This window comes from Blastococcus sp. SYSU D00813, assembly GCF_054050735.1.
This window is the reverse complement of the sequence record NZ_JBJGZX010000002.1, coordinates 55,459-78,478: the sequence shown is the minus strand read 5'-3', so window position 1 is coordinate 78,478 and position 23,020 is coordinate 55,459. Positions and strand designations below refer to the sequence as shown.

The following is a 23,020-nucleotide window of genomic DNA, read 5'->3' as shown; positions in this document are numbered from 1 at the left end:
CTGAACATGGGAGTACGGGCTGATTCTGCGAAGTAGAGCTCGGCGAACCTCAACGTCCGACCGGCAAGGATGAGGTTACGGACCTGTCACGTTTTCGCAAGTGGAGACTGGAGTCAGTCGAGTCACAACGGCCCCCTCGCGACACGTTCACTAATGGGTTCACCCAGCTCGACGACCCAATGCACGGTAGGACCATCCGGCGTCGGTCCATGCCGTGCGGGACAGCGCGTTGCGCCCGTCGAGCACCCGTTTCTGCGCCACGATCCGACCGAAGGCGACAGGGTCGAGCTCCAAGTACTCCTTCCACTCGGTCAACACGAGGACGGCGTCGGCGCGGTCAGCGGCCTCCTCGGCGGTGTCGGCGTAGTCCAGCTGCGGCCACAGCCGGCGGGAGTTCTCGACCGCCGCCGGGTCGGTGACCCGCACGACCGCACCCTGCAGCTGGAGCTGCGCGGCGACGTTCAGCGCCGGGGAGTCACGGATGTCGTCGGAGTCGGGCTTGAACGCCGCGCCCAGGACCGCCACGCGCTTCCCCAGCAGCGACCCGTCGCAGACCTCGCGGGCCAGCTCGACCATGCGGATGCGACGGCGCATATTGATGTTGTCGACCTCGCGGAGGAACGTCAGCGCCTGGTCCGCGCCCAGCTCGCCGGCCCGCGCCATGAAGGCCCGGATGTCCTTGGGCAGGCAGCCCCCGCCGAAGCCGAGGCCGGCGTTGAGGAACTTGCGGCCGATCCGGTCGTCGTAGCCGATCGCGTCGGCCAGCTGCTTGACGTCGGCGCCGGTGGCCTCGCACAGCTCGGCCATGGCGTTGATGAAGCTGATCTTCGTCGCGAGGAAGGAGTTGGCCGCCGTCTTGACCATCTCGGCGGTGGCGTAGTCGGTGGTCACCTTCGGCGTGCCGCGCTCGACGATCGGCGCGTACACCTCGTCGAGCATCCGCTCGGCCGTCTCTCCGGCCTCGTCGGCCGGGAGCCCGTAGACGAGGCGGTCGGGGTGCAGTGTGTCCTGGACGGCGAAGCCCTCGCGGAGGAACTCCGGGTTCCACGCCAGCAGCGCCCCGGGGACCTTGTGCTCGACGAGCTCGGCCAGCCGGGCTGCCGTGCCGACCGGCACGGTGGACTTGCCGGCCACCAGCTCTCCGGGCTGCAGCACCTCGAGCAACGACTCGGTGGCGGCTTCCACGTAGCGGAGGTCGGCGGCGTACTCGCCGCGCTTCTGCGGCGTGCCGACACAGAGGAAGTGCACGTGCGCGCCCGTCGCGTCGGCCATGTTGGTGCTGAACTGCAGGCGATCGGTGGCCAGGTTCTTCGCCAACAGCTCCTCGAAGCCCGGCTCGTAGAACGGCGCCCGCGCCTCACGGAGAGCGGCGATCTTCGGCTCGTCGACGTCGATGCCGATGACGTCGTGACCCAGCTCGACGAGCGAGGCCGCATGGACCGCGCCCAAGTAGCCGCAGCCAATCACCGAGATCCGCATGTGTCCCCACCCGTGAAGGTTGCCTCCGGGGGCAAACCGTACGGGGACGATCAGTATCCAGACCAGCTGTGCCGGGGGATCACCCGCAGACGGGTGAGGGAGTCAGACAGCGGGCCGGACGGCGCCGCAGCGGCAGGTGTACAGGCTCGACCCGCTGAAAACGTCCTCGCCGGACCAGCGGAAGCGGTGCCGCCGGCAGGTCGGCGCGCTGATGCGCTCGACCGGGAACGTCAACAGCACGGCCTCAGGGCGAGATCGCGTCGATGGTGACTGCCGGTTCACGGCCGAGAGTGTGACAAGAACGCTGGATCTGGGGAATGGCCGGGTGCGCTCGTGCCCAGATCGTCACGCGGCGTGCGGCGTGCGGCGAGCGTTCACAGAACCCCGGCCGCGGTCGCGGTCGACCCGGTCGGTTTGCGGGCGAGGACACCGGGGAAGACGTTCCGGAGCTCGGGCGCACAGGCGTCCGCCTTCGCGTGCAGAGGCAACCCGCTCGACGAGGAGCGCCATGACCTGGCTGTGGATCGCCGTCGTCGGCTGGCTGCTGTTTTCGGTTCCCGCGGCCAGGCTCATCGGCGGTGGGGTCCGCGAGGCCGACGAGCGCGACGCGTGTGCTCCGCGGGTCGGAGCCGGGGCTCTCGCCACACGAGCGGCCGGCCGCCCAGCCGGCTGAACTCAAGCAGCAGCGCCTCGAGACGGCGCTCGTCCTCCGGACGCCGCTGGAGCGACGGTCTGGATCCGCTCGATCGTCGCGGACGTCGAGATCGACGGAGTCCGCGGCAGGTAGACGACCTCACACAGCTCCGACATCCCGTCGAAGCGCCCCGCCCAGTCGTCGCCCATGACGAGCACATCCGCGCCGACGGCGGCGATGTAGTCCGCCTTCGCCTCGAGGCTCTCCTCGAGGAACACGTCATCCACCCAGCGCACCGCACGCACGATCGCCATGCGCTCGTCCTCCGGAAAGACCGGCGGGCGCCCCTTCTTGGCGATGTTGAGCCCGTCGCTGGACACGCCGACGACCAGGCGGTCACCCAATGCCCTGGCCCTCTCCAGGATCCGCAGGTGCCCGACGTGGAAGACGTCGAACGTCCCGAAGGTGATGACGACGCGGCCGGATGGATTCACAAGCGTCGGCACGCCCCCCGGCAACCCGGCTCCTGCGACCGCTCGGGACAAGAGCTCCTCCTCCATGATCTGCGCCCGCTGCGTGCCTCGGGCTCACCGCGCATCCGCGCACGAGTTGCTGGACTCGAGCGGCGGCCCTTCGGGACGACCGCCCGCAGCAGACGGGTCTCCAAGCAGTGTCGTGCCACGAACTCGGCGGGCTCGAGCGACACTCCGGCGATCGAGCCTGAGCAGCTCCGGAACCACAGCGGTCCCAGTCACCCGCTTCGACGCTGCCGCCCCATGGCTTCCACGAGGCCGCCTGAGCACCAGGTCGAGCGGCCGAACCCTCGTACCCTCGGAACGCGATGCCTGCCGGACGGGGGACCTGATGACCGACGACGAGTCGCCGACGCGGCGGCTGGACCTTCACGCGCGCGAGGACGACGTCGCGGTCGAGCGCAGCTCCGAGGGCGATGCCCCGGGCGGAAGGGACCGGCCTCGCGGCCGGCGTGTGCTGCGCCGGGTCCTCATCAGTCTGGGGATCTTGACCGTGGTCCTGGCCCTCCTGGTCGGCGGCGGGGTCTGGTTCTTGATGGAGCGCTACGCCGGCAACATCGACCGGGTCGCGAACGTCTTCGACCAGCTCGACGAGGACGCGCGCCCTGCTGCGCCCACGCCTGAGCAGCCGACCGCGGAGGACCCGCTGACCTTCCTCCTGGTTGGCTCCGACACGCGCGCGACGGCCGACGAGGGCGTCGCCGAGGGCGGCCGCTCGGACGCGATCATGATCGCCCGCTTCGCCGGTGACCGCCGGCACGCCCAGCTCGTCTCGATCCCCCGTGACTCATGGGTCGAGATCCCCGGTCACGGCATGAACAAGATCAACGCGGCGTACGCCTTCGGGGGGCCGACGCTGCTGATCCAGACGGTCGAGCAGCTGACGCAGGTGCGTATCGACCACTACGTCACCATCGACTTCGCGGGCATCATCCAGGTCACCGACGACCTGGGCGGGGTCGACGTCGTGGTGGCGGAGACGACGAGCAACGGCCCGTACACCTTCCCCGCCGGCGTCAACCACCTCGACGGCGACCAGGCGCGCTGGTACCTCGGCCAGCGCTACGGCCTCAGCGGCGGCGACTTCGACCGCGTGCGGCGCCAGCAGCAGTTCCTGCAGGCGATGTTCACCCAGCTCTTCAGCAGCGACACCTTCACCGACCCCGGTCGGCTGGACTCCGCGCTGCGCGCGGTGACCAGCGCCGTCGCCGTGGACGACACGCTCAGCAACACCGATCTGCTCTCGCTGGCGTACTCCCTGCGCGACCTCACGCCGGACAACGTCGAGGCCTTCACGGCTCCGGTGCTGGGGACCGGCCGCGAGGGCGCCGCGAGCGTCGTTTACCTCGACGCCGTGACATGCGAGCGCATGTGGACCTACTTGCGCAGCGACTCGTTGGCCGCCAATGCCGCCGAGTTCGGCGACGAGGCACTGCCCGACGTCCCCCGCTGAGGCGGGCCCGGGCGAGCGTCCCCGGGCGCCCCCCTGCCGTGCGCCCCCGGGCCGGCGATGGGGACACTGCCCCGGTGAGTGCACGCTTGAAGGCATATCTGGGTCGGATCGACCGCCTCCGCGCCCCGGCGCCCATGCAGGACTTCAGCGACTACGACGCCTACTGGCGGGAACGTGGCGAGCTGGGAGTGGTCCACGAGCGGTGGAGAGTCGCGGCGGAGCTCATCCCGGACGGCGCAACGGTGCTCGACGTCGGATGTGGCAGCGGAGAGTTCCTCGCGTACCTGAAGCGTGAGCGTCCGGGCGTCGAGGCCGTCGGTGCGGACTTCTCCGACGCGTCCGTGGACATGGTGCGGAAGCGCGGTCTCGAGGCCTTCCGGCTGGACCTGTCCCACGAGGACGTCCCAGGCACCTTCGACTACATCACCTGCTTCGAGACCCTCGAGCACATCCCGGACGCCGAGACCGCGGTGCTCAAGTTGACGGCCGCGGCACGCCGGCAGGTCATCGTCTCGGTGCCCAACGTCGGCTACCTGGACTCGCGAATCCGGCTGGCCCTGTTCGGCCGCTTCCCCAACACGAACTTGGTCTTCCACGTGAAGGAGCACGTCCGGCACTGGACGGTCAAGGACTTCCACGAGTGGGCCCACCGCCTGGGACTGCGGGTCGTCCTCACTCGCGGCCAGTACGGCGGCCGCCTGACCCCGTGGAGGACGCGCCCGAGCCTGTGGAGCGCGGGCGCCATCTACGTCCTGGAGGCTGCCGATCCGACCGGCCGGAGCGCCGCCTGATCGGCATCTCGCGACGGCGCCATCTCAGGACGGTGCAGCAAGGCGCGGACTCACCACTGGGGCTGCTGTGACGGGCGAGCCGTGTGACGATACTCGCCAGGTCACGTTCTCCATGACGTATCCGCTGGTCAGTGCGTCGCGGCGCCGGACCCCTGGCGGGACGCGCGGCCGCTGGGTGCTCGGGAGACGGACCGGTCCGCAATAGCCTCCTGGCGTGCGTGGAAGGGGGGTGCGGCGCGACTACGTCCTGCGCGTCGCGTCCCTGGGGCTGGGGCTCCCGGCCAACGTCCTGTTCCTGGCGGTGGCATCGAACGTCCTCGACCGGTCGGACTTCGGCTTACTGGCCCTCCTCATCAGCATGGCCACGTTCTGCGCGGCGCTGGACCTGGGCGTGTCCTCCCTCTACACGACGACCGTCGTCCGTGCCGACGAGATCCTCGCTCCCTGGGCGTCCTGGGTGCGACTGTCACTGACGTCGTGTTCGGCGGTGACCGTGTGCGTCTTCGGCGGCGCGGCGGCCGTGGTCCCGGGTCTGAGGTCCGACGCACAGACACTCGTGTGCGTCGCCGGACTGGCGGGGAGCGCCGTGCTCGCCGGCGTCGGCAACATGGTGCTCGGTCGACGTATCGCGGCCGGTCGCCTCGCCGAGTACTACGTCTGCTTCCTCGTCCAGCCGCTGCTCCTGTTGGGTGCCACGGGGATCACATGGGGAGTCGGCGGTGATCTACCGACCTTCGTCCTGTGCTTCTCCGTGGCCACGCTCGGGCCGGCCGCCCTGACTCTCATGTGGCGGCCGCAGCCCCATCCGATCGCCGCGGGCGGCGTCGCGCGGCGTCCGTTGAGGGCGATGCTCGGAGACTCGCTCCGGGTCGGGATCCGGCAGCTGACGAACTACTGCGCCTACACCGCGCTCCCGATCCTCGCCGGCGTCGTGGTGGCGCCGACGCTGTCCGCAGATCTGGTCCTGCCGCTGCGCTTCTCCAACGCCGTGTGGACGGTCGTCGGCGTCCCCTACAACCAGTCTTGGTCGCGAACGGCGCGGGACGTCGCCACGGGCGACACGGCGCGGATCCGATCACGGGCGAGGTCCCTGACGTTGACGGGGCTGGCCATCGCAGGCGTCGGCGCATCCGCGACGGTCATCGCCGGGCCGCTCTGCGCGCGCCTGCTGGACTACACCCCGACGGTGCCGGTCGTGCTCGCCTTCGCCCTCACCGCCCTCGCCCTCGTCCTCCGGGCCGCCTGGCTCGGCCTCGCGCAGCTCTCGATGGTCACGGGCATGGGAACGGGCATCTCGCTCGTGGAACTGGCGACCGTCCTGGCGATCATCGCCGGCCTCTCAGCGCTCACCACCGTGACAGGCGACGGCCTCTGGCTGCTCCTCGTACCTCTCTGCTGCGCCGCGCTCGGCGGCCTCATCTCCCGCTGGAACGTCGCGCAGCTCCTCCGCGCTCTCTCCCTGAAGACGGTGATGTAACCATGGGCTGGTTCACGGCCAACCTCAGTCAGGTCCTTGCAACGGGGCTGCTACGGCTGCATTGGGTCCACGGAGACTCCAAGACGAGAGCGACGATGCTGTCCATCGTCTTCGCCTGGCTGGCGTCGATCGCAGCCCTCCTCCTGATGTCCGTCGACGCGCCGCTGGCGGCAGGCGTGACGTTCTTCGTCCTGGCCCATCTGGCGTTCGCCTTCGATTGTCTCGACGGGCGGCTCGCGCGGCTCACCGGAAAGGCCTCGCCGGCGGGCGCCGGCGTGGACGCCTTGGCCGACGTCCTGGCTTGGGCCGGCGTCGCCGCCCTCGTGAGCACGCAAGTCGTCGGGGTACCGCACGACGAGCTGGTGACGGGTCTGGCGGTCCTCGGCCTGGTCGCCAAGGCTGCTGCCCCACTGTGGACCGTGGCCGACCGCCTGGCGGTCACCCTCGGGGGCAGTGAGGCGACCGGTGAGCTTGGTGATGAGAGCTCGGCGGTCAAGCGTCTGCTCATGCTCGTGAAGCACCTCAGCGACCACGCCCTGGTGCTGACGCTGATCGCAGCCGCGCTGGCCGTCGACGAGGCGTGGGCGTGGATCACGCTCGCGGTCGTGCTGGCCGGCGTGGGACTCGTCGTCAACGCCATTGCGCTGGCAGCCCTCGTCCGCCTCGACCTGCGTGGGCGCGTCGATGCGTAGCGCCGTCCTTCACGACGTGTCGCCCCACGAGGCCCGCCTGGGCATGCGCCGCCGGATCGGGCACCTCGTGGAGCACGAGGAGGGGGCCGGGCACACCGTCGACGTCCTCACCGTCCTCCGGGCGGAGGACGCACGGGCAGCTCGTGCGGTACGGGTGCGGGACGCGCTCAGCGCGCCCTGGCGGCTCCCCCTGTCTCGATACGACCGGTTGGTCGTCGAGGCGCTCTCAGCGCCTCACATGGTGGTCCTCGCAGGGCTGCTCCGCCGTTCCGGCTTCTCCGGCGAGGTGCTCGTCGACGTGTGTGACAGCCACTGGATGCTCACCGCACAACGTCCGCGGGACCGGCTGGGCGCGGCACGGCTGCGCCAGACGGTCTCCTACGGATTCGACCGGCTCGCCTTCCGCATGCTGCCCCGCGACGTCCAGCGCTCCTACATCTCCGAGGCAGACGCAGCCGCCGACCGGCGCGCCGACGGCTCCTTCGGCTACGTCGTCATCCCGCCCTCTCCGATCCCCGAGCTGGCCGCACTGCCGGTGCCTCAGGGACCGCCGACGTCGATCCTCGTTCCCGCGGACACGACGACGGACCAGGGACGTGAGGCCATCGCTGAACTGGCCGGCATCCTGTCGAGGGCGTCACTGTCTGCCCGCGTCGAGATCACCGGCGACCGCCCGGCGGACACGCCCGCCGGAATCGCGGAATGGCACTGGCTCGGCCGGGTCCCCTCAATCGCGGACGTTTACGACCGGCCCGCTGTGGTGGTGTCCACGAATCCGGCAAGCCACGGGGTGCAGCTCAAGCTCTGGGAGGCGGTCCAGGCGCGGCGGCCGGTCATCGCCTATGCGTCAGCGCTGCAGTGGGCTCCGGAGGTCGACTGGGTCCATCGCGTCCGCGATCGGGACGACTTCGCGGACCGGCTGCGCTCGGTCCTCCTCGGCACCACTCCGGGAGGAGCCCGCGGTGAGGGTGCCTGAGCTCACCGTGGTCACGGTGACGCGCAACGACCTGCCGGGGCTGCAAGCGACGGTTCGCAGCGTCGAGGAGCAGCGGTCGGCGGACGTGGAGCACGTGATCGTCGATGGCGCGAGCACCGACGGATCCGCGGAGTGGCTGACCGCGCTCCCCGACCTCGCGTGGCGGTCGACCGTGTCGGAGCCCGATACCGGCATCTACGACGCGATGAACAAGGGGCTCGGGCTGGCCACCGGTCGGTACGTGCTCTTCTTGAACGCCGGTGACGTGTTCTCCTCGGACCAGGTCGTCGAGCGCTTGCTCGCCGTGATCCGGGAGACCGGCGCGCCATGGGTGAATAGCATCAGCCGGATGATCCAGGACGGCAGACCCGTCCGATTGCACGGGCTCGCACCGTTCCGACCCTGGGTCTTCCGCCTCGGTGTCAAGAGCTTTCCGCACCAGTCGACGGTGCTAGCCACCGCACTGGTCCGGGAGCTGGGCGCTTTCGACACGGCCATCGGCATCCACGCGGACCAGGACCTGCTGTTCCGCGCGCTCCTCCGGGTGCGGCCGCACGACCACCTCGACTTCGTCGCCGACTGCACCGCCGACGGTGTGAGCAGCACCCTCCCCCTCTGGGCATTCGCCGAGCAGATGGGAGAGGTCCGTCGCCGCAACGGCGTACCGCTTCGCGGCAGCTGGTGGCTGGATCGCGTCACACAGGGCATCCTGGTGGTCGCTCTGCGTGCCCTTGCGGGCATACGTGCGCTGGCGAACGGCCGTCCGATCCTCGCGGCGTACGCCGCGCGGAGGAGGGGGAACAGTGACAGTTGGTCGCGCGCCCAGCAGTAGCAAGAGACCCGGGCAGCGAGAAGTGGGTCTACGCAAGCCGTCCATCGCGCAGGTCCCCCGCGCCATCCCGTTCGCGATCATTGCGGCGACGCCGGTGCTCGCGATGGCGACCGTTGCTTCCCCGTCCGCCGCCCTGCTGCTGATCGGCGTCGCCGGACTCGTGCTCGTCGTTCGAAGCGCCCGCGCACGACTGGTCGCCTTGACGGTGGGCGGGATGGTCGTACTCCAATCCGAGTCCGGGGTGGGCAAGTTCGCCTACATCGGAGCGCTGGCCGTGGCTCTCGCCATGGCCGTTGCGGGCGCGCGACGCTGGGACGCCCGTCTGTCGCACGCTCTCAAACCTGCCGTGGTCGGCGGCGCCATCCTGGGGGCCTATCTTCTGTTCGAAGCCCTCACGTCGACCAGCAACGCGGTCGGTTTGGATGCCTGGGTCAGAGATTCGTTGCCCTACCTCATGCTTGCGGCAGCGCCCTTGCTTGCCGTCGACTTCGCCCACCGACTGCCCTGGCGATTCGTCCAACGTCTCATCGTCTGCGCCGGCCTGTACGCCACCGTGGCGTTCGCCGTGGTCTGGCTGAACGTACGGGGCCTGAGCGTCCTGCCCGTCGAGTCCATCGGAATCAGCGGCACGCCGATGTGCGCCTTCGCTTTCTGTTTCGCGCTGGCGAGCTGGGGCGCAGCCGAGAGGAGGAGACCAGCCTGGGCGGTACTTGCCGTGGTCATTCCGGTGCTTCTCCTGGTCACCGGTACGCGGAACTCCCTCTTGTTCCTCGCTGCGTTCCTCGGGTTGGCGGGCTCGCGACTCAAGGGACGGATCCCCCTGGTGAAGCTCGTCAGCATGGGAGTGGTCGCAATAGCGGCGGCAGCCGCTCTTCTACCCGTCCTGGCCGGTCGCCTCACAACAGACAAGGACTTCCTCTTCCGGAGGCTTGCGTCGATCGGCGATCTTCTCAGCGGATCGACGGATGACCTGAGCTACAACGACCGAACCCGGCAATACGATCTAGCTCTGGACACCTGGCAGTCGAGTCCGCTTTTTGGCACAGGACCTGGGTACCTGTACGACGCCTACCAGTACAAGGTCGGTGCCGACAGATTTGCCTTCACCATGGACACGCCGCTGATCATCCCGGCAAAACTAGGACTCGTCGGCGTACTCATCCTTGTCGCCCTCGTCGTCGCGTTGATCCTCAGTGCTCGTCGTATCACCCAGATCGGCGCGCTTGGTGTCACCGGCTCGACGGGTCGGGCCTTCTTTGTCGTGCAGGTCGTCATGCTTCCTCTCGGCGCTGCGGTGGAGAACAAAACATTTGCCATGGTGATCCTCTTGCTGCTACTGGCACAGGCAGTTCATGCGGTGCGCGACAGCAAGCGCAACGACGAGCGACCGGGGCGGAGCGACGCGGCCCCTTCAAGCGCAGGAAAATTCGAAGTCGTACCGCCTCATCCGCGCGCCATGCCGTCAAGGGGTGTACAGCGAGCCACACTCGGACGTGAGCGAAGTCGTGGATCTTCCCGGTCAAGGACAGGCCTGGCCACTCGTCCTCGCAGGATTCGCCGCAGCCTTCGTTGAGCCAGCCAACCACCCGAGCGGGGGGTTCCGCTTCGGGACGGCGGTCGCTGGCGGCCCCGCCGCGGAATGGTCACCTCCCGCCGGGTCGGGACGATGACCTGCTCGCCGCCGCGGCCGTTCCGGCGAGTCCGTGGTGGTCAACGTCCTGGTATCGCTCAAGTCGCCGAACAACACCGCGTCACTCGACGATCGCGACCCTGCGGGGCGGAGCGCCCTCGGCCTCTGAACCGTGCAGGGCTGAATCTCCCTGATCGGCGCTCGCCACCGACGTGGTCATCGCGGTGCTGCTGTTCGCCGTCCTGGTGGTGCCCGGCTGAGGCTTTCGGCGCTCCCCCGCCGGACTGGTCCCTGGTGGCGTTCTCCGCCATCATGGGGGCTGGCCCAGCCGTTCCCGTACCAGCTGAGGCCCCTGCTCTTCCTGGCGCTGGCGACCTCGTTGACCGTGCCGGCATCCGGCCCCGTTCCCTCGGCCGCCGCGCCCCCAGGCACGTCCGAGGCGCCGGACGACGTCACCGCCGGCTCGCCGCCCGCGGCAGCCGGCGGGCGGGCAGGGCGGCGCAGCCACGCTCTCTCGCTCGGCCGAGCCCGAGCCGAGGTGTGGCCGCACCCCGTCGCTAACGGGGACGCCGGAGCGCGACAGCGCCCCGAACGCCACAGTGCCCGGAACGCGACAGGGCCCCGCGACGCCAGTGCATCGCGGGGCCTGTCGGCTGGAGCTGATCAGTCGTCGTCGCGACGGCGGCGAGGACGGGCGTGCCGCAGGAGGTCACCCAGCCAGGCGTCGTAGAGGCTCAGCGAGGTGTCGCCGGCCAGTCGCTGCGCGGCGTACCGACGACCGTTGCGCCCCATCCCCTCGCCCCGCTGAGGGTCCTGGGCGAGGTCGGTGACAGCAGCGAGGATCGAGTCGGCGTCGCCGGACCGGACGATCACGCCGGCACCGGAGTCGCGGACGAGCTGCGCGGCGCCGCTGGCGGTGTCGGTCGCCGCGACGACGGGCTTGCCCGCGCTGAAGTAGGTGGTGAGCTTGCTCGGCACCGACATCTCCACGACGCCCGGCTTCTCGTTGAGCAGCAGGCAGTCGGCGGCGGCCAGGGCCCGCTCGAAGTCGCCGGCCGGCAACGGCTCGAGGAACTGCAGGCTCTCCAGCCCGTTGGCCTCGGCCTGCAGCTTGGTGCGCTGACTGCCGTCTCCCAGGAGCACGACGCGCACGTCGCTGCCGGTCTCCTCCGCCCGTCGTGCTACCTCCACCAGCGTCCCGAGCCCCTGCTTGACGCCCATGTTGCCGGCGTGCAGGGCGATCACCGCGTCGGGCTCCCACCCGAGCTCGCGGCGGACCTCCTCGCGGTTGATGTCGGGGATCGTGACGTGCGACCAGTTCGGGATGACCCGGATCCGCTCGGCCGGGACGCCCATGGCCACGAGCCGGTCGCGGAAGATCGGGTGGATGACGGCGACGCCGTCGGCGCGCCGCATGACCTGCTTCTCCAGCCACGCCGTGGCCCGGGACAGGACCGAGCCGCCGAGACCGGCTTCCGAGACGGCAGCGCCGTAGAGGTCCTGGACGACGACACCGACGGCGTGCCGCCGGAAGGGCTTCATGGCGACCGCCGGCAGGGCGGAGAGCAGGGCCGGGCTGACCACGAGAGCGACGTCGCTGCGGCGGCGCCACAGCTCGCGTCCGCTGCGCAGGGCGAAGACGGCTTCCATGACGATGCGAGAGAGGCCGGTCGGGTTTCCCGGGACCGGGTGCTTCACCCGGACCACCTCGACGCCCTCGTCGGTCTCGACCGGGCGGGGTGTCTCGTAGCCAGGGTGCAGGCGCCACTCGGGGTAGTGCGGGTGACCGGTCACCACGGTGACCGCGATGTCCGAGCCGGCCAGGTGGCGGGCGAGACCGGTCGTGTACGGCGCGATGCCAGTCTGCTCGGGGAAGAAGTTGAGCCCGGTGATCAGCACCTCTCTGCGCGTCCGGCGGCGGCGCTCGACCGGTACTCCTGCGACGACTCTCCTGCGGATCACGACTGCCTCCTCGGTGTGGCCCTCCGCCGTGGTGCGGCGCGAGCGCCACGGGCGATACGAACTCGTCCGCTCGGGACGGGTCGATCACATCGGCGCGGAGCCGGCCGAGCGGCGCGGCGCACCGACACGGCGCCGTTCCGCACCGCCGGTCGCTCCTGCCACACCGGGACTCACGAGACCGCCCCAGTCACGCGGTGACCGGCGAGCGCCGGGCCGCGGCGGTTGCCGACACGCCGCAGCCGTCCCAGGAGAAACGACCGTCACACCGGTCGCACAGGGTTGCTAGTTGTTGAGCCGAACTTCGGAAGCGTTGCCGTTCCGACACGGAACCGGCCCTTGCTTTACTGAACGTGAGCGTTCAGTCGCGCCCCGTTCAGGGCGCGACAGAGACATCGCACCGATCCGGATCACCCGCCGTCCGGGCGCGGGTCGTCGAAACGGGGAACCATGACAGCAACTGCGGAGGACGCCGGCATCGCGCCCGGCGTCCTGGCCCACCCCCGGGCCGACGCCCCGCCGGCGGTCGACGACCGTCGCCGGTGGCGCACGAGCTACGTGCGCTCCATCCTCGTCGGCGATGCCCTGTGCGCGCTCCTCGCCGGGCTGATCGGCTACCTAGTCCGCTTCGGGGACTCCACCTCGATGCTGGGGTCAGGTCCGTCCGAGGCACTGCTGGTCGCCCTCTGCCTGCCGTTCGGCTGGGTGCTGGCGATGTGGCTGGCGCGCAGCTACGAGCTCCGGTACCTCGGCCTGGGCGCCGACGAGTTCCGCCGGGTCCTGACCGCCTGCGTCTGGGTGGTCGCCGCCTTCGCCTCCGTCAGCTGGGCCACCAAGTGGGACATCGCCCGGGGCTTCGTCGTCGTGGCCCTGCCGCTGGCGAGCTTCCTCACCCTCGTGCAGCGCTACGCGCGCCGGCAGACGCTCCACCGCCAGCGCAGCCGCGGTCTGCACCGCTCCCGGACGCTCGTCGTCGGGCACGGCAGTGGTGTCGCCGCCCTCCGCCGGCAGATCGACAAGGTCGCCTACCAGGGGCTGGACGTCGTCGGATGCTGCCTCCCCGCGGGGCTGCCCCGGCACGGCGCCGACCCGATGTCACCGGTGCTCGGGAGCATCGACGACGTGGTGGACGTCGTCCGTCGTCACGACATCGACGTGGTGGCGGTCCTGCCGAGTCAGGAGCTCGAGGGCCCCGCGCTGCGCCGCCTGGGCTGGGACCTCGAGGAGACCTCCGCGTCCTTGCTGCTGGCCCCGGCCGTGACCGACATCGCCGGACCCCGCGTGGCCATCCGGCCCGTGGCCGGCCTGCCGTTGCTCCACGTCGAACGGCCCGAGTTCACCGGCGGCCGGCGCATGGCCAAGACGGTCTTCGACGTCGTCGTGGCCGCCGGCGCCCTCGTCGCGCTCTCCCCACTGCTCCTGTCGATCGCCGTCCTGGTCAAGGCGACAAGCCCTGGACCGGTCCTCTACCGGCAGCGGCGGGTGGGCAAGGACGGCGAGGTCTTCACGATGCTCAAGTTCCGCTCGATGGTCGTCGACGCGGATGCCCGTTTGACCGAGCTGCGGGCGCTGAACGACGGCAACGCCGTGTTGTTCAAGATGCGGGAGGACCCACGGGTCACCCGCGTCGGGCGCGTCCTGCGCCGTTATTCGCTGGACGAGATGCCACAGCTGCTCAACGTGATCGGTCGCCAGATGTCGCTCGTGGGGCCGCGACCGCCGCTGGTCTCGGAGACCGAGAAGTACGGCTTCGACATGCGCCGCCGCTTCCTGGTGAAGCCTGGCATGACCGGGTTGTGGCAGATCAGCGGCCGGTCCGATCTGACCTGGGACGACTCGGTGCGCGTCGACGTCCGCTACGTCGAGAACTGGTCGTTCGGCCTCGACCTCTTCATCCTCTGGAAGACCCTCGGTGCGGTGCGCGGCGGAAGCGGTGCGTACTGATGCCCTGTCTTACCGTGACATATGCGCCGGGTCCATGGACCTCCAGCGGCGCGCCCCGAACTGCTGACCGGAAGGCTTCCCCGTGGATCTGAAGGACGTCGTCCAGGCGGTACGACACGGCTGGTGGCTGATCGTCCTGGGCGCGCTGGCCGGGATGGTCGGAGCCGGGCTGCTGACGTGGCAGGCGACCCCGCTGTACACGTCGACCAGCCAGCTCTTCGTCAGTACGACGGGCACTGACACCACGACGACGGCGTACCAGGGGAACCTGTTCTCCCAGCAACGGGTCACGTCCTACGTCGAGATCCTGACCAGCGAGCGGCTGGCCGCCCGGGTGGTCGACCAGCTCGGCCTCGACGAGACCCCGGCGGAGCTGACCGCCGATCTTACCGCCAGCGCAGTTCCCGACACCGTGCTGCTCGACGTCACCGTCACCCGCAGTTCGGCGACCGAGGCGCGAGACATCGCCCTGGCGCTGGGCCAGCAGTTCATCAGCCTGGTGACCAGCCTCGAGACACCGGACGGAGCCACGGCCTCGACGGTGAAGGTCGAGTTCATCGAGGAGCCGCAGGTCGCCGATGCGCCGACATCGCCGGTCCTGTTGAACAACCTCGCCTTCGGTCTGCTCGCCGGCCTAGTGCTCGGTGGCGGCGCCGCGCTCCTCCGTGAGTGGCTGGACAACACGGTCAAGACCCCCGACGACGTGGAGGACCTCACCGGGGTCGCTGTGGTCGGCGCGTTGACCGAGGACCCGACACTGGCGGAGAACGGCGTCGCCGACGACTCCGGCGGCTACTCGGAGACCGCGGAGGCCTACCGCCAGATCAGGACGAACCTGCAGTTCGTCGACGTCGACGAGCCGGCCCGCACGATCGTGGTGACGAGCTCCCTGCCCGGTGAGGGCAAGACCACCGTGGCCGTCAACCTGGCCGTGGTCATGGCCCAGGCCGGCGTGCGCGTGACGCTCATCGAGGCCGACCTCCGCCGGCCCCGGGTGACTCGCTACCTGGGCATCATCAGCGGCGCCGGGCTGTCCAACGTGCTGGCGGGATCGGCTCGCTATGACGAGGTGGTGCAGCCGATCGGTGACGGCAACCTACAGGTTCTCGCGGCCGGCCCCATGCCGCCCTACCCGAGCGAGATGCTCGGCTCGAAGCAGATGCGCGCCCTCCTGGCCGAGATCCGGGAGACCAGCGACTACGTGATCATCGACGCGCCGCCCCTCCTGCCGGTCACCGATGGCGCCGTGCTCTCCAAGGTCGCCGATGGCGCGCTGCTGGTGGCCCGGCACGGCACGACCACCCGGGCGCAGCTGGAGCAGGCCGTCACGGCCCTGGAGCACATCGACGCCAAGCTGCTGGGCGTCGTACTGAACCGCATCCCGCCGAAGGCGGCCGAGGGCTACGGGTACGGCTACAACTACGCCTACTCGGCGCTGGCCGCCGTGGAGGGAGACGACGCCGGTCGGGGCAGAAAGGGCCGGTCGCCGCAGATCGACCACACGACCACCTTCCCGGCGATCCGGGACGACGCCCCACCGCCGCGAGTCCGCAGCCGCTGACCGCGGTCCTGACCGCGACGGCCCCCAACCTCTCCTGAGGTCGGGGGCCGTCGCCGTAGCACCGGCGCTCAAGCGAGCACCGGTCAGGAGCTCACTGGCGGGCGAGGACCTCGTCGACCACGGGGACCAGGGCGTCGGCGATGAAGCGGTGGCCGGCGTCGGTGGGCGAGATGCCGTCGGTGGCGATCAGACCCTCGGGCTCACCGAACCAGCCGGAGGCTATCGGGTCGACGAAGGTCGCGCCGGCCGACGCGGCGGCGGCAGCAACCGCGTCGCGGTGGGCCAGCAGGTCCGCCGGGACATCGGCATCGCTCCACGCCGGCCCGACGACCACGATGGCGGTGTCGGGTGCGGAGGTGCGGACCAGCTCGAGCGTCTCAGCGGCACCAGCAGCGACCGACGACACGGCCTCCCCGAGGTCGTTGCGGCTGCCGAAGACGATGGTGACCGTGGCGTCAGGCACAGGGGTGGCCGTCACCTGGTCCGCGAAGTCGCCTCCGGAGACGCCGAGGGCCGCGTATCCGGACTGCGACACGGCACCCATCCGCAGCTCGGCGCCGAGCTCGCCCGCGAGCAGAGCCGGCCAGCCCGATGCTCCCTGGCCGCCGAGCACGGAGCCGGTGGAGTACCCGTCGCCGTAGACGGCAAGCACCGGCGTCGTCTCCACGGTGGTGGCGGTCGCCGGCGCCGACGACGGGGCGGCCTCGCCGGCGCTCGGCGCGCTGGAGGTAGAAGCCGCAGCCGGCGCCGGGTTTCCAGCGAGCGGATCGAGCGGGTCGGGCCGCAAGGCGAGGTAGGTGAAGAGCCCCAGGTTGGCGATCAGCAGGACGGCGAGAGAGATCAAGCCCCAGCGAGGGGGACGAGCCAGGCCGAACACCACTCGATCGTAGGAGGCGTGCTCACGTCCTCACAGAGCGCGACGTGGAACGGTGCGACTCCGTTACCGGGCGGGCACGGGGACCGGCGGCGGGAACGCCGGGCGGCGCGCCGGCACCGGAGGGGGGCCCCACGCCCCACCTGGGCGGTCCTCGGCGAACAGCACGTCGGTGAGGGGCTGCAGCTTGCGCACGATGCGGGCGGCCACCTGCCGGTGGACGTCCTTCGACTGCCCGATGGGGTCGAAGACGTCGTCGGCGTCGACGCCCTTGCGCCACGCACGCTTCGCGTTGAGGCGGACCGCCAGCTCCCCGGCGCGGCGGCGCAGGGGCAGGAGGTCGATCCCGTCCACGTCGGCGCCACGCAGGAGGTCGGCCGCCTCCGGCAGCGTGAAGGTGTGACGCATGGCCCGGGGAGCCTGCTGCAGGACGCTCCGCCGCTGCCGGCGGGTCATCGTCAGCACCAGGTCGGCCTCCTCGGCCATGACCGGGTGCAGCTTGCGGGCGACGAAGCCAGCCGGGCTGCCACCCAGCGCGATGAGCGCGTTGGCACTGCGGGAGTCCATGGCGTGGCCCTCGACCCCCTCCGTGCCGGCGCTGCGGATGTGGATCGCGGCCGCACCCGCGCCCAGGGCCTGCTCGGCCCACAGACTCGCCAGCCGCTCAGCCAGGGGCGAGCGGCAGATGTTGCCGGTGCACACGAACAGGATCCGCATGGGTCGAGACTAAGTTCGCCTCCCCTGGCGGACGCGGACCGGCACGCTCTGGCAGGTGCTGTCGGGGCGCAGCCTCACCAACGTGACTGAGGGTGCTTCCGGCCGAGCGCCCGCACAAGTTCAGGCCGCGCGGATCGCCCCGGCGACGAGCTGCTCCTGGTACCAGGCGTAGGTCTCGGCCAGACCGGTCCGCAGGTCGATCTGCTCCTTGTAGCCGAGGGCGTGCAGCTTGCTGACGTCCAGCAGCTTGCGCGGCGTACCGTCGGGCTTGCTGCTGTCGAACTCCAGCGACCCCTGGTAGCCGACGACCTCGGCGACCATCTCGGCGAGCTCACGGATGGAGAGGTCACTGCCGATGCCGACGTTGATCGGCCCCGGCTCGTCGTAGTGCTCGAGCAGGTACAGGCAGGCGCGGGCCATGTCGTCGACGTGCATGAACTCCCGCCGCGGCGTCCCGGTCCCCCACACCGTCACTGATGGCGCCTGCTGCATCTTCGCCTCGTGGAACCGGCGGATGAGGCCGGGCAGCACGTGCGAGTTGGTCGGGTGGAAGTTGTCGCCGGGCCCGTACAGGTTGGTCGGCATCGCGGAGATGTAGTGGACGCCGTACTGCCGGCGCAGCGCCTGGACCTGCAGGACGCCGGCGATCTTCGCGATCGCGTAGGCGTCGTTGGTCTCCTCCAGCGGGCCGGTGAGCAGGCTGTCCTCGCGGATCGGCTGCTCGGCCATCTTCGGGTAGATGCAGCTCGAGCCGAGAAACAGCAGCTTCGTGGCGCCGTGCCGCGCGGCGGCGTCGAGCACGTTGACCTGCACGCGCAGGTTGTCGGAGATGAAATCGGCCGGGTAGGTGCTGTTGGCGACGATCCCGCCCACCTTCGCAGCCGCCATGACCACGGTCGCCGGCTTCTCGGCCGCGAAGAACTCCTCGACCGCGGGCGCATCGCGCAGGTCGAGCTCGGTGGAGGAACGCGTCACCACGTTGTCGAAGCCCGACTTGGCGAAGTGCCGGAGCACCGCCCCCCCGACGAGGCCTCGGTGCCCCGCGATGAACGTGCGGGCGCTGCGGTCCAATGGTGCGATCGACATGACAAGTCCTCCCGTGACGGCCGCCCCTAGGCTAACGGCGGGACGATCCGGAACTGCCGGGTCGCACGGGAAGTGTGGGGAGTACCTCGTGGCGAAGTCGGCGCTGATCACCGGGATCACCGGACAGGACGGTTCCTACCTGGCCGAGCTCCTCCTGGAGAAGGGCTACGAAGTGCACGGCCTGGTGCGCCGCTCCTCGTCGTTCAACACCGAGCGGCTCGACGGCATCTACCAGGACCCGCACGTGGCGAACCGGCGCTTGTTCCTGCACTTCGGCGATCTCAATGACGGCGTCACGTTGATCAACCTGCTTCGCGACGTCAACCCCGACGAGGTCTACAACCTCGGTGCGCAGTCACACGTCCGGGTCTCGTTCGATCAGCCAGTGTTCACCGGGGATGTCACGGGTCTTGCCGCCATGCGGCTGCTGGAAGCGGTTCGAGCCGCGAAGGTCCGAACGAAGATCTACCAGGCGTCGTCCTCGGAGATGTTCGGGGCGACCCCACCCCCGCAGAACGAGCAGACGCCGTTCTATCCGCGCAGCCCCTATGGCGCTGCCAAGGTCTACGCCTACTGGGCCACGCGCAACTACCGTGAGGCCTATGGCATCTACGCGGTGAACGGCATCCTCTTCAACCACGAGAGCCCGCGCCGCGGCGCCACCTTCGTCACCCGCAAGGTCACCCGAGCCGTGGCCCGCATCCAGGCCGGCCTCCAGGAGAAGCTATACATGGGCAACCTCGACGCCGTGCGCGACTGGGGCTACGCGCCGGAGTACGTCGAGGGCATGTGGCGGATGCTCCAGGCGCCCGAGCCGGACGACTACGTGCTCGCGAGCAACACCGCCTACTCGGTGAAGGACTTCGTGCGCATGGCCTTCGAGCATGTCGACCTCGAGTGGGAGAACTACGTCGAGCACGACGAGCGGTACGAGCGCCCGACCGAGGTCGATGCCCTGATCGGCGACTACTCCAAGGCCAAGGCGCAACTCGGCTGGGAGCCGAAGGTGCTGACGCCCGACCTAGTGAAGATCATGGTCGACGCCGACATCCAGCAGTTGGAGGACATGCGCTCCGGCCGGCACGTGCGGGTGGACGCATAGGGAGATCCCCGCGTGGCCACGCCCGCGAGGACTCCTTGCACGGCCACACCAGCTGCGGCTCCCCCGCACGGGACTGGCGCGGACCTACGATCCGGCGCGGGCGGTCGTGCTAAGCAGTCGGACGAGCGAGGGCGAGGGTGACGAGCTACCGCGATCAGGCGATGGCGCTGCTCCTCGACGACGCGTGCCGTTCCATCGCCCAGCACCTCGCGCGGGCCGAGATCGACTTCGTCATGCTGAAGGGCGCGACGATCGCCGGCTGGTTGTACGACGACCCGACACAGCGCACGTATGTGGATCTCGACGTCCTGGTGGCTCCCGACACCGAGGCGGCTACGGTTCGGGCACTCGCGGAGCTCGGTTATCGGCCACTGCTCGACGTCGCGACGCTCGCGGCCTTGTCGCCCGAGGAACAGCCGCTGCAGAACCGTCACGGAGTAGACGTCGACCTGCACGTGACGCTCACCGGCATCCGCGTCGACCGGAGCGAGGCATGGCGGATCCTGCGCGTCGAGACCGTGCCGTGGCAGTGGGCCGGCACGACGGTCCCCGCACTCTCCGTCCCTGCCCGCACCATGCACCTGGCCCTCCACCTGGCGCAGAAGGGACTGGCCGACGAGAAGGCGGCGCGCGATCTCCAACTCGGACTTGCCCGAGTGGATGACGACACGTGGCGGGCTGCCGCAGACCTGGCCGAGCGGCTCGACGCGCTGGATGCCTTCACGGCTGGGCTGACTCTGCTGCCCGCCGGTGCTGCACTCGTCCGGCGCCTCGGTCTCACGGGCCCGAGCCACGTGGAGACCCGGATGCGAGCCGCATCCGCCTCACACTCGGCCCTGGTCCTCGAGCGAGCAGCCATGGCGAAGACCTGGGGCTCCCGACTCAAATTGGCGAGCAACCTCCTCTTCCCCTCCGCGGAGTGGTTTCGCTTTGCGCAGCCGGAACGGACACGGACCACTGGGGGCCTCCTCCGCGCTCGGGTAGCCCGGCCGGTGCAGGTACTGGCCCGCATGCCCCGAGCGTTCCGAGAGTGGCGGCGACACCGCCGCGCGTCCGGCGCCGTGGGTGGCGCGGAGTGACGCGCGGCGCCGCCCAGCGGCTCCGTGTCCTCGCGCGCCGACAGCCAGTGGGTTCCGCTGCTGGACTGTTCTGACCCATGCCTTATCGTGAGGACGTTGCGCCTGGCACGGGACGTCGAGCCCGTCTGGCGCACCTGCCCGGATGGCTGGTGTACGCGCTGGCGCTGGTGTGGCGGGCCAGCCGCGCGAGGGTGCTGCTCACCGTAGGAGCTCAGGCGCTCGCCTCGGTGTCGCTACTGGCCCAGGTGCTCCTGGTCGAGCAGGTGCTCTCCGTTGCGTTTGAGGGATCCGACGAGGACGGCACGCTGGTCGAACGGGCCATTCTGCCCATCGTCCTGCTGGCCGTGCTCACTGCGGCGACCGCGGCTGCGTCCACGCTGGGGAACCTGCAGCACCGAGCCCTGGGCGAGCACGTCAACCGTGAGGTGTGGCGGCGGATCCTGGACGTCAGTCGAGCCGTGGAACTGGCCGCCTACGAGGACCCCGAGTTCTACGACCGAGCCCAGCGGGTCCGGGTCAACGCCGCCGAGCGCACGCAGAACGTGGTTCACGCGATCGTGATCGCCGCGGGAGACGCATTGGCCGCCGGTGGAGCGGCGGTAGCCGTCGTCGCGCTCGCCCCTGCGTTGCTGCCGGTTCTCCTCGTCTCGTCCGTACCGGTCCTCCTCACCTCCCGGGTCATCGCCCGGCGCGAGTTCCGGTTCGAAGCCGGCCAGACGACGCGCGAGCGGGAGCGCTTGTACCTACAAGGGGTACTGACGCGACGCGACGAGGCCAAGGAGGTGCGCGCCTTCGCGCTCTCAGGCCCCCTGCAGCGGCGGTGGGAGCGCAACTACGCCGCGTACCTGTTGGATCTCCGCCGGCACGTCAACGCGCGGCTCCGGCTGGCGCTGCTCGGCACGGTCGGCTCGGCCGTGTTGCTCGGCGTCGCCCTCCTGATGGTCGTCGTCCTCGTGGACCGGGGACGGCTGAGCCTGGCGGCCGCCGGGGGCGCGCTGCTGGCCGTTCGACTCCTTGCGGCCCGCGTCGGAGGCGCGACCTACGCGCTGGGCGAGATAGCCGAGGCCGCGCCGTTCCTGCAGGATCTCCGGCACTTCCTGGCCGAACGCCCCCCGACGTCCCCGACGGATGAGCCCCTCACTTCCCTTCCGCCGTCGTCCACGCCCCCGCGCATCACGGTGACCGGGGTCGGGTTCGCCTATCCCCAGGCGACCGAGGCCTCCCTCGAGTCGGTCTCGCTCGAGATCAACCCCGGGGAAGTGATCGCGCTCGTCGGCGCCAACGGGAGCGGGAAGTCCACACTCGCCAAGCTGCTCGCGAACCTCTACCGCCCGACGAGGGGTGTCATCGAGTGGGACGGCGTGGACGTCGGCGACATGGACCCCGATGCCGTGCGGAGCCGGATCGCGGTGCTGTTCCAGGACTTCGTCCGGTACCAGCTGACCGCCCGGGACAACATCCAGCTCGGACATCCGGACGGGGAAGCCGCTGACGCAGCGGTCCGCCGCGCTGCTCAGCAGGCGGACGCCGACGACTTCCTGACTGCTCTCCCTTCCGGCTACGACACCGTCCTGAGCAAGGAGTACGTCGGCGGGTCCGATCTGTCCGTGGGGCAGTGGCAGCGGCTCTCGTTGGCCCGGGCCTTCATCCGTGATGCGCCGCTGGTGATCCTGGACGAGCCGTCGGCCTCCCTCGACCCGCGCGCAGAGAGCGACCTCTTCGAGCAACTGCGCGTGCTGTGCTCCGGCCGCAGCGTCGTGGTGATCTCGCACCGCTTCTCGACCGTCAGATCCGCGGACCGCATCTACGTGCTCTCCGACGGCCGGATCGTCGAAGAAGGAGATCACGAGTCGCTCATGGCCTGCGGTGGCCAGTACGCGGAGCTCTACGAGTTGCAAGCCAGCGCCTACCGCTGACCGTGAGGGCTCTGCCGGGGCCAGTCGGACGTGTCGTGTGCGAGTCCGCGGGTGAGGTGTGATACAGCGAGCACTTGTGTGACTGGTGAGTTTCGTGCTTCCATTGCGCACAACTTCACGCCTAGCACGGGGATGTCATGGACAAGGTCGCTCAGAAGTCGAACTACCACCGCCCGACGCTGCGGTCGCTCGGCAGCCTCGCCGAACTCACCCTCGGCAACGGATCCCGCGGTCTGGACAACTGCAGCCGGAAGAACGGCGTGGCGAACGGCAAGTGCTGAGCGG

Annotated in this window: 20 protein-coding genes; 13 read left to right on the top strand and 7 right to left on the bottom strand. The window is 70.1% G+C overall.

Annotated elements, in window-relative coordinates; all coding sequences use genetic code 11:
* Positions 1-159: 159 nt before the first annotated feature.
* The 3 genes from ACI8AX_RS01775 to ACI8AX_RS01765 form a co-directional block, all read right to left on the bottom strand.
* Positions 160-1,479, bottom strand: coding sequence for a UDP-glucose dehydrogenase family protein (locus tag ACI8AX_RS01775; RefSeq protein WP_456548068.1), 1,320 nt, complete (start codon positions 1,477-1,479; stop codon positions 160-162).
* 102 nt (positions 1,480-1,581) lie between these two features.
* Positions 1,582-1,719 (bottom strand): hypothetical protein, encoded by a 138-nt coding sequence (locus ACI8AX_RS01770; RefSeq protein WP_456548067.1) that lies wholly within the window; start codon positions 1,717-1,719, stop codon positions 1,582-1,584.
* 435 nt (positions 1,720-2,154) lie between these two features.
* Positions 2,155-2,673, bottom strand: coding sequence for an adenylyltransferase/cytidyltransferase family protein (locus ACI8AX_RS01765; protein WP_456548066.1), 519 nt, complete (start codon positions 2,671-2,673; stop codon positions 2,155-2,157).
* Positions 2,674-3,139: 466 nt separating this feature from the next.
* Between ACI8AX_RS01765 and ACI8AX_RS01760 the strand changes: the two genes are divergently transcribed.
* The 7 genes from ACI8AX_RS01760 (at position 3,140) to ACI8AX_RS01730 (ending at position 10,440) form a co-directional block, all read left to right on the top strand.
* Positions 3,140-4,099, top strand: coding sequence for an LCP family protein (locus ACI8AX_RS01760; RefSeq protein ID WP_456548232.1), 960 nt, complete (start codon positions 3,140-3,142; stop codon positions 4,097-4,099).
* Between the two features lie 74 nt (positions 4,100-4,173).
* Positions 4,174-4,890 (top strand): methyltransferase domain-containing protein, encoded by a 717-nt coding sequence (locus ACI8AX_RS01755; protein ID WP_456548065.1) that lies wholly within the window; start codon positions 4,174-4,176, stop codon positions 4,888-4,890.
* A gap of 229 nt (positions 4,891-5,119) precedes the next feature.
* On the top strand, positions 5,120-6,367 hold the full coding sequence (locus tag ACI8AX_RS01750; RefSeq protein WP_456548064.1) for a hypothetical protein: 1,248 nt from the start codon (positions 5,120-5,122) through the stop codon (positions 6,365-6,367).
* A gap of 95 nt (positions 6,368-6,462) precedes the next feature.
* Entirely contained in the window at positions 6,463-7,059 is a 597-nt protein-coding gene (locus ACI8AX_RS01745) for a CDP-alcohol phosphatidyltransferase family protein (RefSeq protein WP_456548063.1), read from the top strand.
* Positions 7,040-8,035, top strand: coding sequence for a glycosyltransferase (locus ACI8AX_RS01740; RefSeq protein WP_456548062.1), 996 nt, complete (start codon positions 7,040-7,042; stop codon positions 8,033-8,035). The genes ACI8AX_RS01745 and ACI8AX_RS01740 overlap by 20 nt, the downstream gene beginning before the upstream one ends.
* On the top strand, positions 8,028-8,867 hold the full coding sequence (locus tag ACI8AX_RS01735; protein WP_456548061.1) for a glycosyltransferase family 2 protein: 840 nt from the start codon (positions 8,028-8,030) through the stop codon (positions 8,865-8,867). The genes ACI8AX_RS01740 and ACI8AX_RS01735 overlap by 8 nt, the downstream gene beginning before the upstream one ends.
* Positions 8,868-8,889: 22 nt before the next feature.
* Complete coding sequence (locus tag ACI8AX_RS01730; RefSeq protein WP_456548060.1) at positions 8,890-10,440, top strand: O-antigen ligase family protein; 1,551 nt, start codon at positions 8,890-8,892, stop codon at positions 10,438-10,440.
* 720 nt (positions 10,441-11,160) lie between these two features.
* Here the strand turns inward: ACI8AX_RS01730 and ACI8AX_RS01725 are convergent.
* Entirely contained in the window at positions 11,161-12,459 is a 1,299-nt protein-coding gene (locus ACI8AX_RS01725) for a glycosyltransferase family 4 protein (RefSeq protein ID WP_456548059.1), read from the bottom strand.
* Between the two features lie 447 nt (positions 12,460-12,906).
* On the opposite strand from ACI8AX_RS01725, the gene ACI8AX_RS01720 reads away from it, so the two are divergent.
* Together ACI8AX_RS01720 and ACI8AX_RS01715 are read left to right on the top strand one after the other, a co-directional pair.
* Positions 12,907-14,400, top strand: coding sequence for a sugar transferase (locus tag ACI8AX_RS01720; protein ID WP_456548058.1), 1,494 nt, complete (start codon positions 12,907-12,909; stop codon positions 14,398-14,400).
* 82 nt (positions 14,401-14,482) lie between these two features.
* Positions 14,483-15,961: a polysaccharide biosynthesis tyrosine autokinase gene (locus ACI8AX_RS01715; RefSeq protein WP_456548057.1), complete on the top strand. Its 1,479-nt coding sequence runs from the start codon at positions 14,483-14,485 to the stop codon at positions 15,959-15,961.
* A gap of 91 nt (positions 15,962-16,052) precedes the next feature.
* Here the strand turns inward: ACI8AX_RS01715 and ACI8AX_RS01710 are convergent, their stop codons facing one another.
* The 3 genes from ACI8AX_RS01710 to ACI8AX_RS01700 form a co-directional block, all read right to left on the bottom strand.
* The gene (locus tag ACI8AX_RS01710) at positions 16,053-16,838 is read right to left on the bottom strand and encodes an SGNH/GDSL hydrolase family protein (RefSeq protein ID WP_456548056.1); all 786 of its coding nucleotides are present in this window, start codon (positions 16,836-16,838) and stop codon (positions 16,053-16,055) included.
* A gap of 63 nt (positions 16,839-16,901) precedes the next feature.
* Positions 16,902-17,552, bottom strand: a complete 651-nt coding sequence (locus ACI8AX_RS01705; RefSeq protein ID WP_456548055.1) for an arsenate reductase/protein-tyrosine-phosphatase family protein — start codon at positions 17,550-17,552, stop codon at positions 16,902-16,904.
* A 120-nt stretch (positions 17,553-17,672) separates the two neighbouring features.
* A complete protein-coding gene (locus tag ACI8AX_RS01700) occupies positions 17,673-18,638 on the bottom strand; it encodes a GDP-L-fucose synthase family protein (protein WP_456548054.1) in 966 nt (321 codons plus the stop codon).
* 88 nt (positions 18,639-18,726) lie between these two features.
* Here ACI8AX_RS01700 and gmd point away from each other — a divergent pair, with 88 nt between their 5' ends.
* The 4 genes from gmd to ACI8AX_RS01680 all read left to right on the top strand — a co-directional run bounded on the left by gmd (position 18,727) and on the right by ACI8AX_RS01680 (position 23,016).
* On the top strand, positions 18,727-19,740 hold the full coding sequence (gmd, locus tag ACI8AX_RS01695) for a GDP-mannose 4,6-dehydratase (RefSeq protein ID WP_456548053.1): 1,014 nt from the start codon (positions 18,727-18,729) through the stop codon (positions 19,738-19,740).
* A 137-nt stretch (positions 19,741-19,877) separates the two neighbouring features.
* Positions 19,878-20,819, top strand: coding sequence for a nucleotidyltransferase family protein (locus ACI8AX_RS01690; protein WP_456548052.1), 942 nt, complete (start codon positions 19,878-19,880; stop codon positions 20,817-20,819).
* A gap of 149 nt (positions 20,820-20,968) precedes the next feature.
* A complete protein-coding gene (locus ACI8AX_RS01685; RefSeq protein ID WP_456548051.1) occupies positions 20,969-22,735 on the top strand; it encodes an ABC transporter ATP-binding protein in 1,767 nt (588 codons plus the stop codon).
* 137 nt (positions 22,736-22,872) lie between these two features.
* Positions 22,873-23,016: a lasso RiPP family leader peptide-containing protein gene (locus ACI8AX_RS01680; protein WP_456548050.1), complete on the top strand. Its 144-nt coding sequence runs from the start codon at positions 22,873-22,875 to the stop codon at positions 23,014-23,016.
* Positions 23,017-23,020 lie beyond the last annotated feature (4 nt).

Excerpts from the sequence above, each read along its gene's own strand:
- ACI8AX_RS01720 (WP_456548058.1), top strand. The coding sequence starts at position 12,907 with ATGACAGCAACTGCGGAGGACGCCGGCATCGCGCCCGGCGTCCTGGCC.
- ACI8AX_RS01765 (WP_456548066.1), bottom strand. The coding sequence starts at position 2,673 with ATGGAGGAGGAGCTCTTGTCCCGAGCGGTCGCAGGAGCCGGGTTGCCG.
- ACI8AX_RS01680 (WP_456548050.1), top strand. The coding sequence starts at position 22,873 with ATGGACAAGGTCGCTCAGAAGTCGAACTACCACCGCCCGACGCTGCGG.
- ACI8AX_RS01775 (WP_456548068.1), bottom strand. The coding sequence starts at position 1,479 with ATGCGGATCTCGGTGATTGGCTGCGGCTACTTGGGCGCGGTCCATGCG.
- ACI8AX_RS01745 (WP_456548063.1), top strand. The coding sequence starts at position 6,463 with ATGCTGTCCATCGTCTTCGCCTGGCTGGCGTCGATCGCAGCCCTCCTC.
- ACI8AX_RS01700 (WP_456548054.1), bottom strand. The coding sequence starts at position 18,638 with ATGTCGATCGCACCATTGGACCGCAGCGCCCGCACGTTCATCGCGGGG.
- ACI8AX_RS01705 (WP_456548055.1), bottom strand. The coding sequence starts at position 17,552 with ATGCGGATCCTGTTCGTGTGCACCGGCAACATCTGCCGCTCGCCCCTG.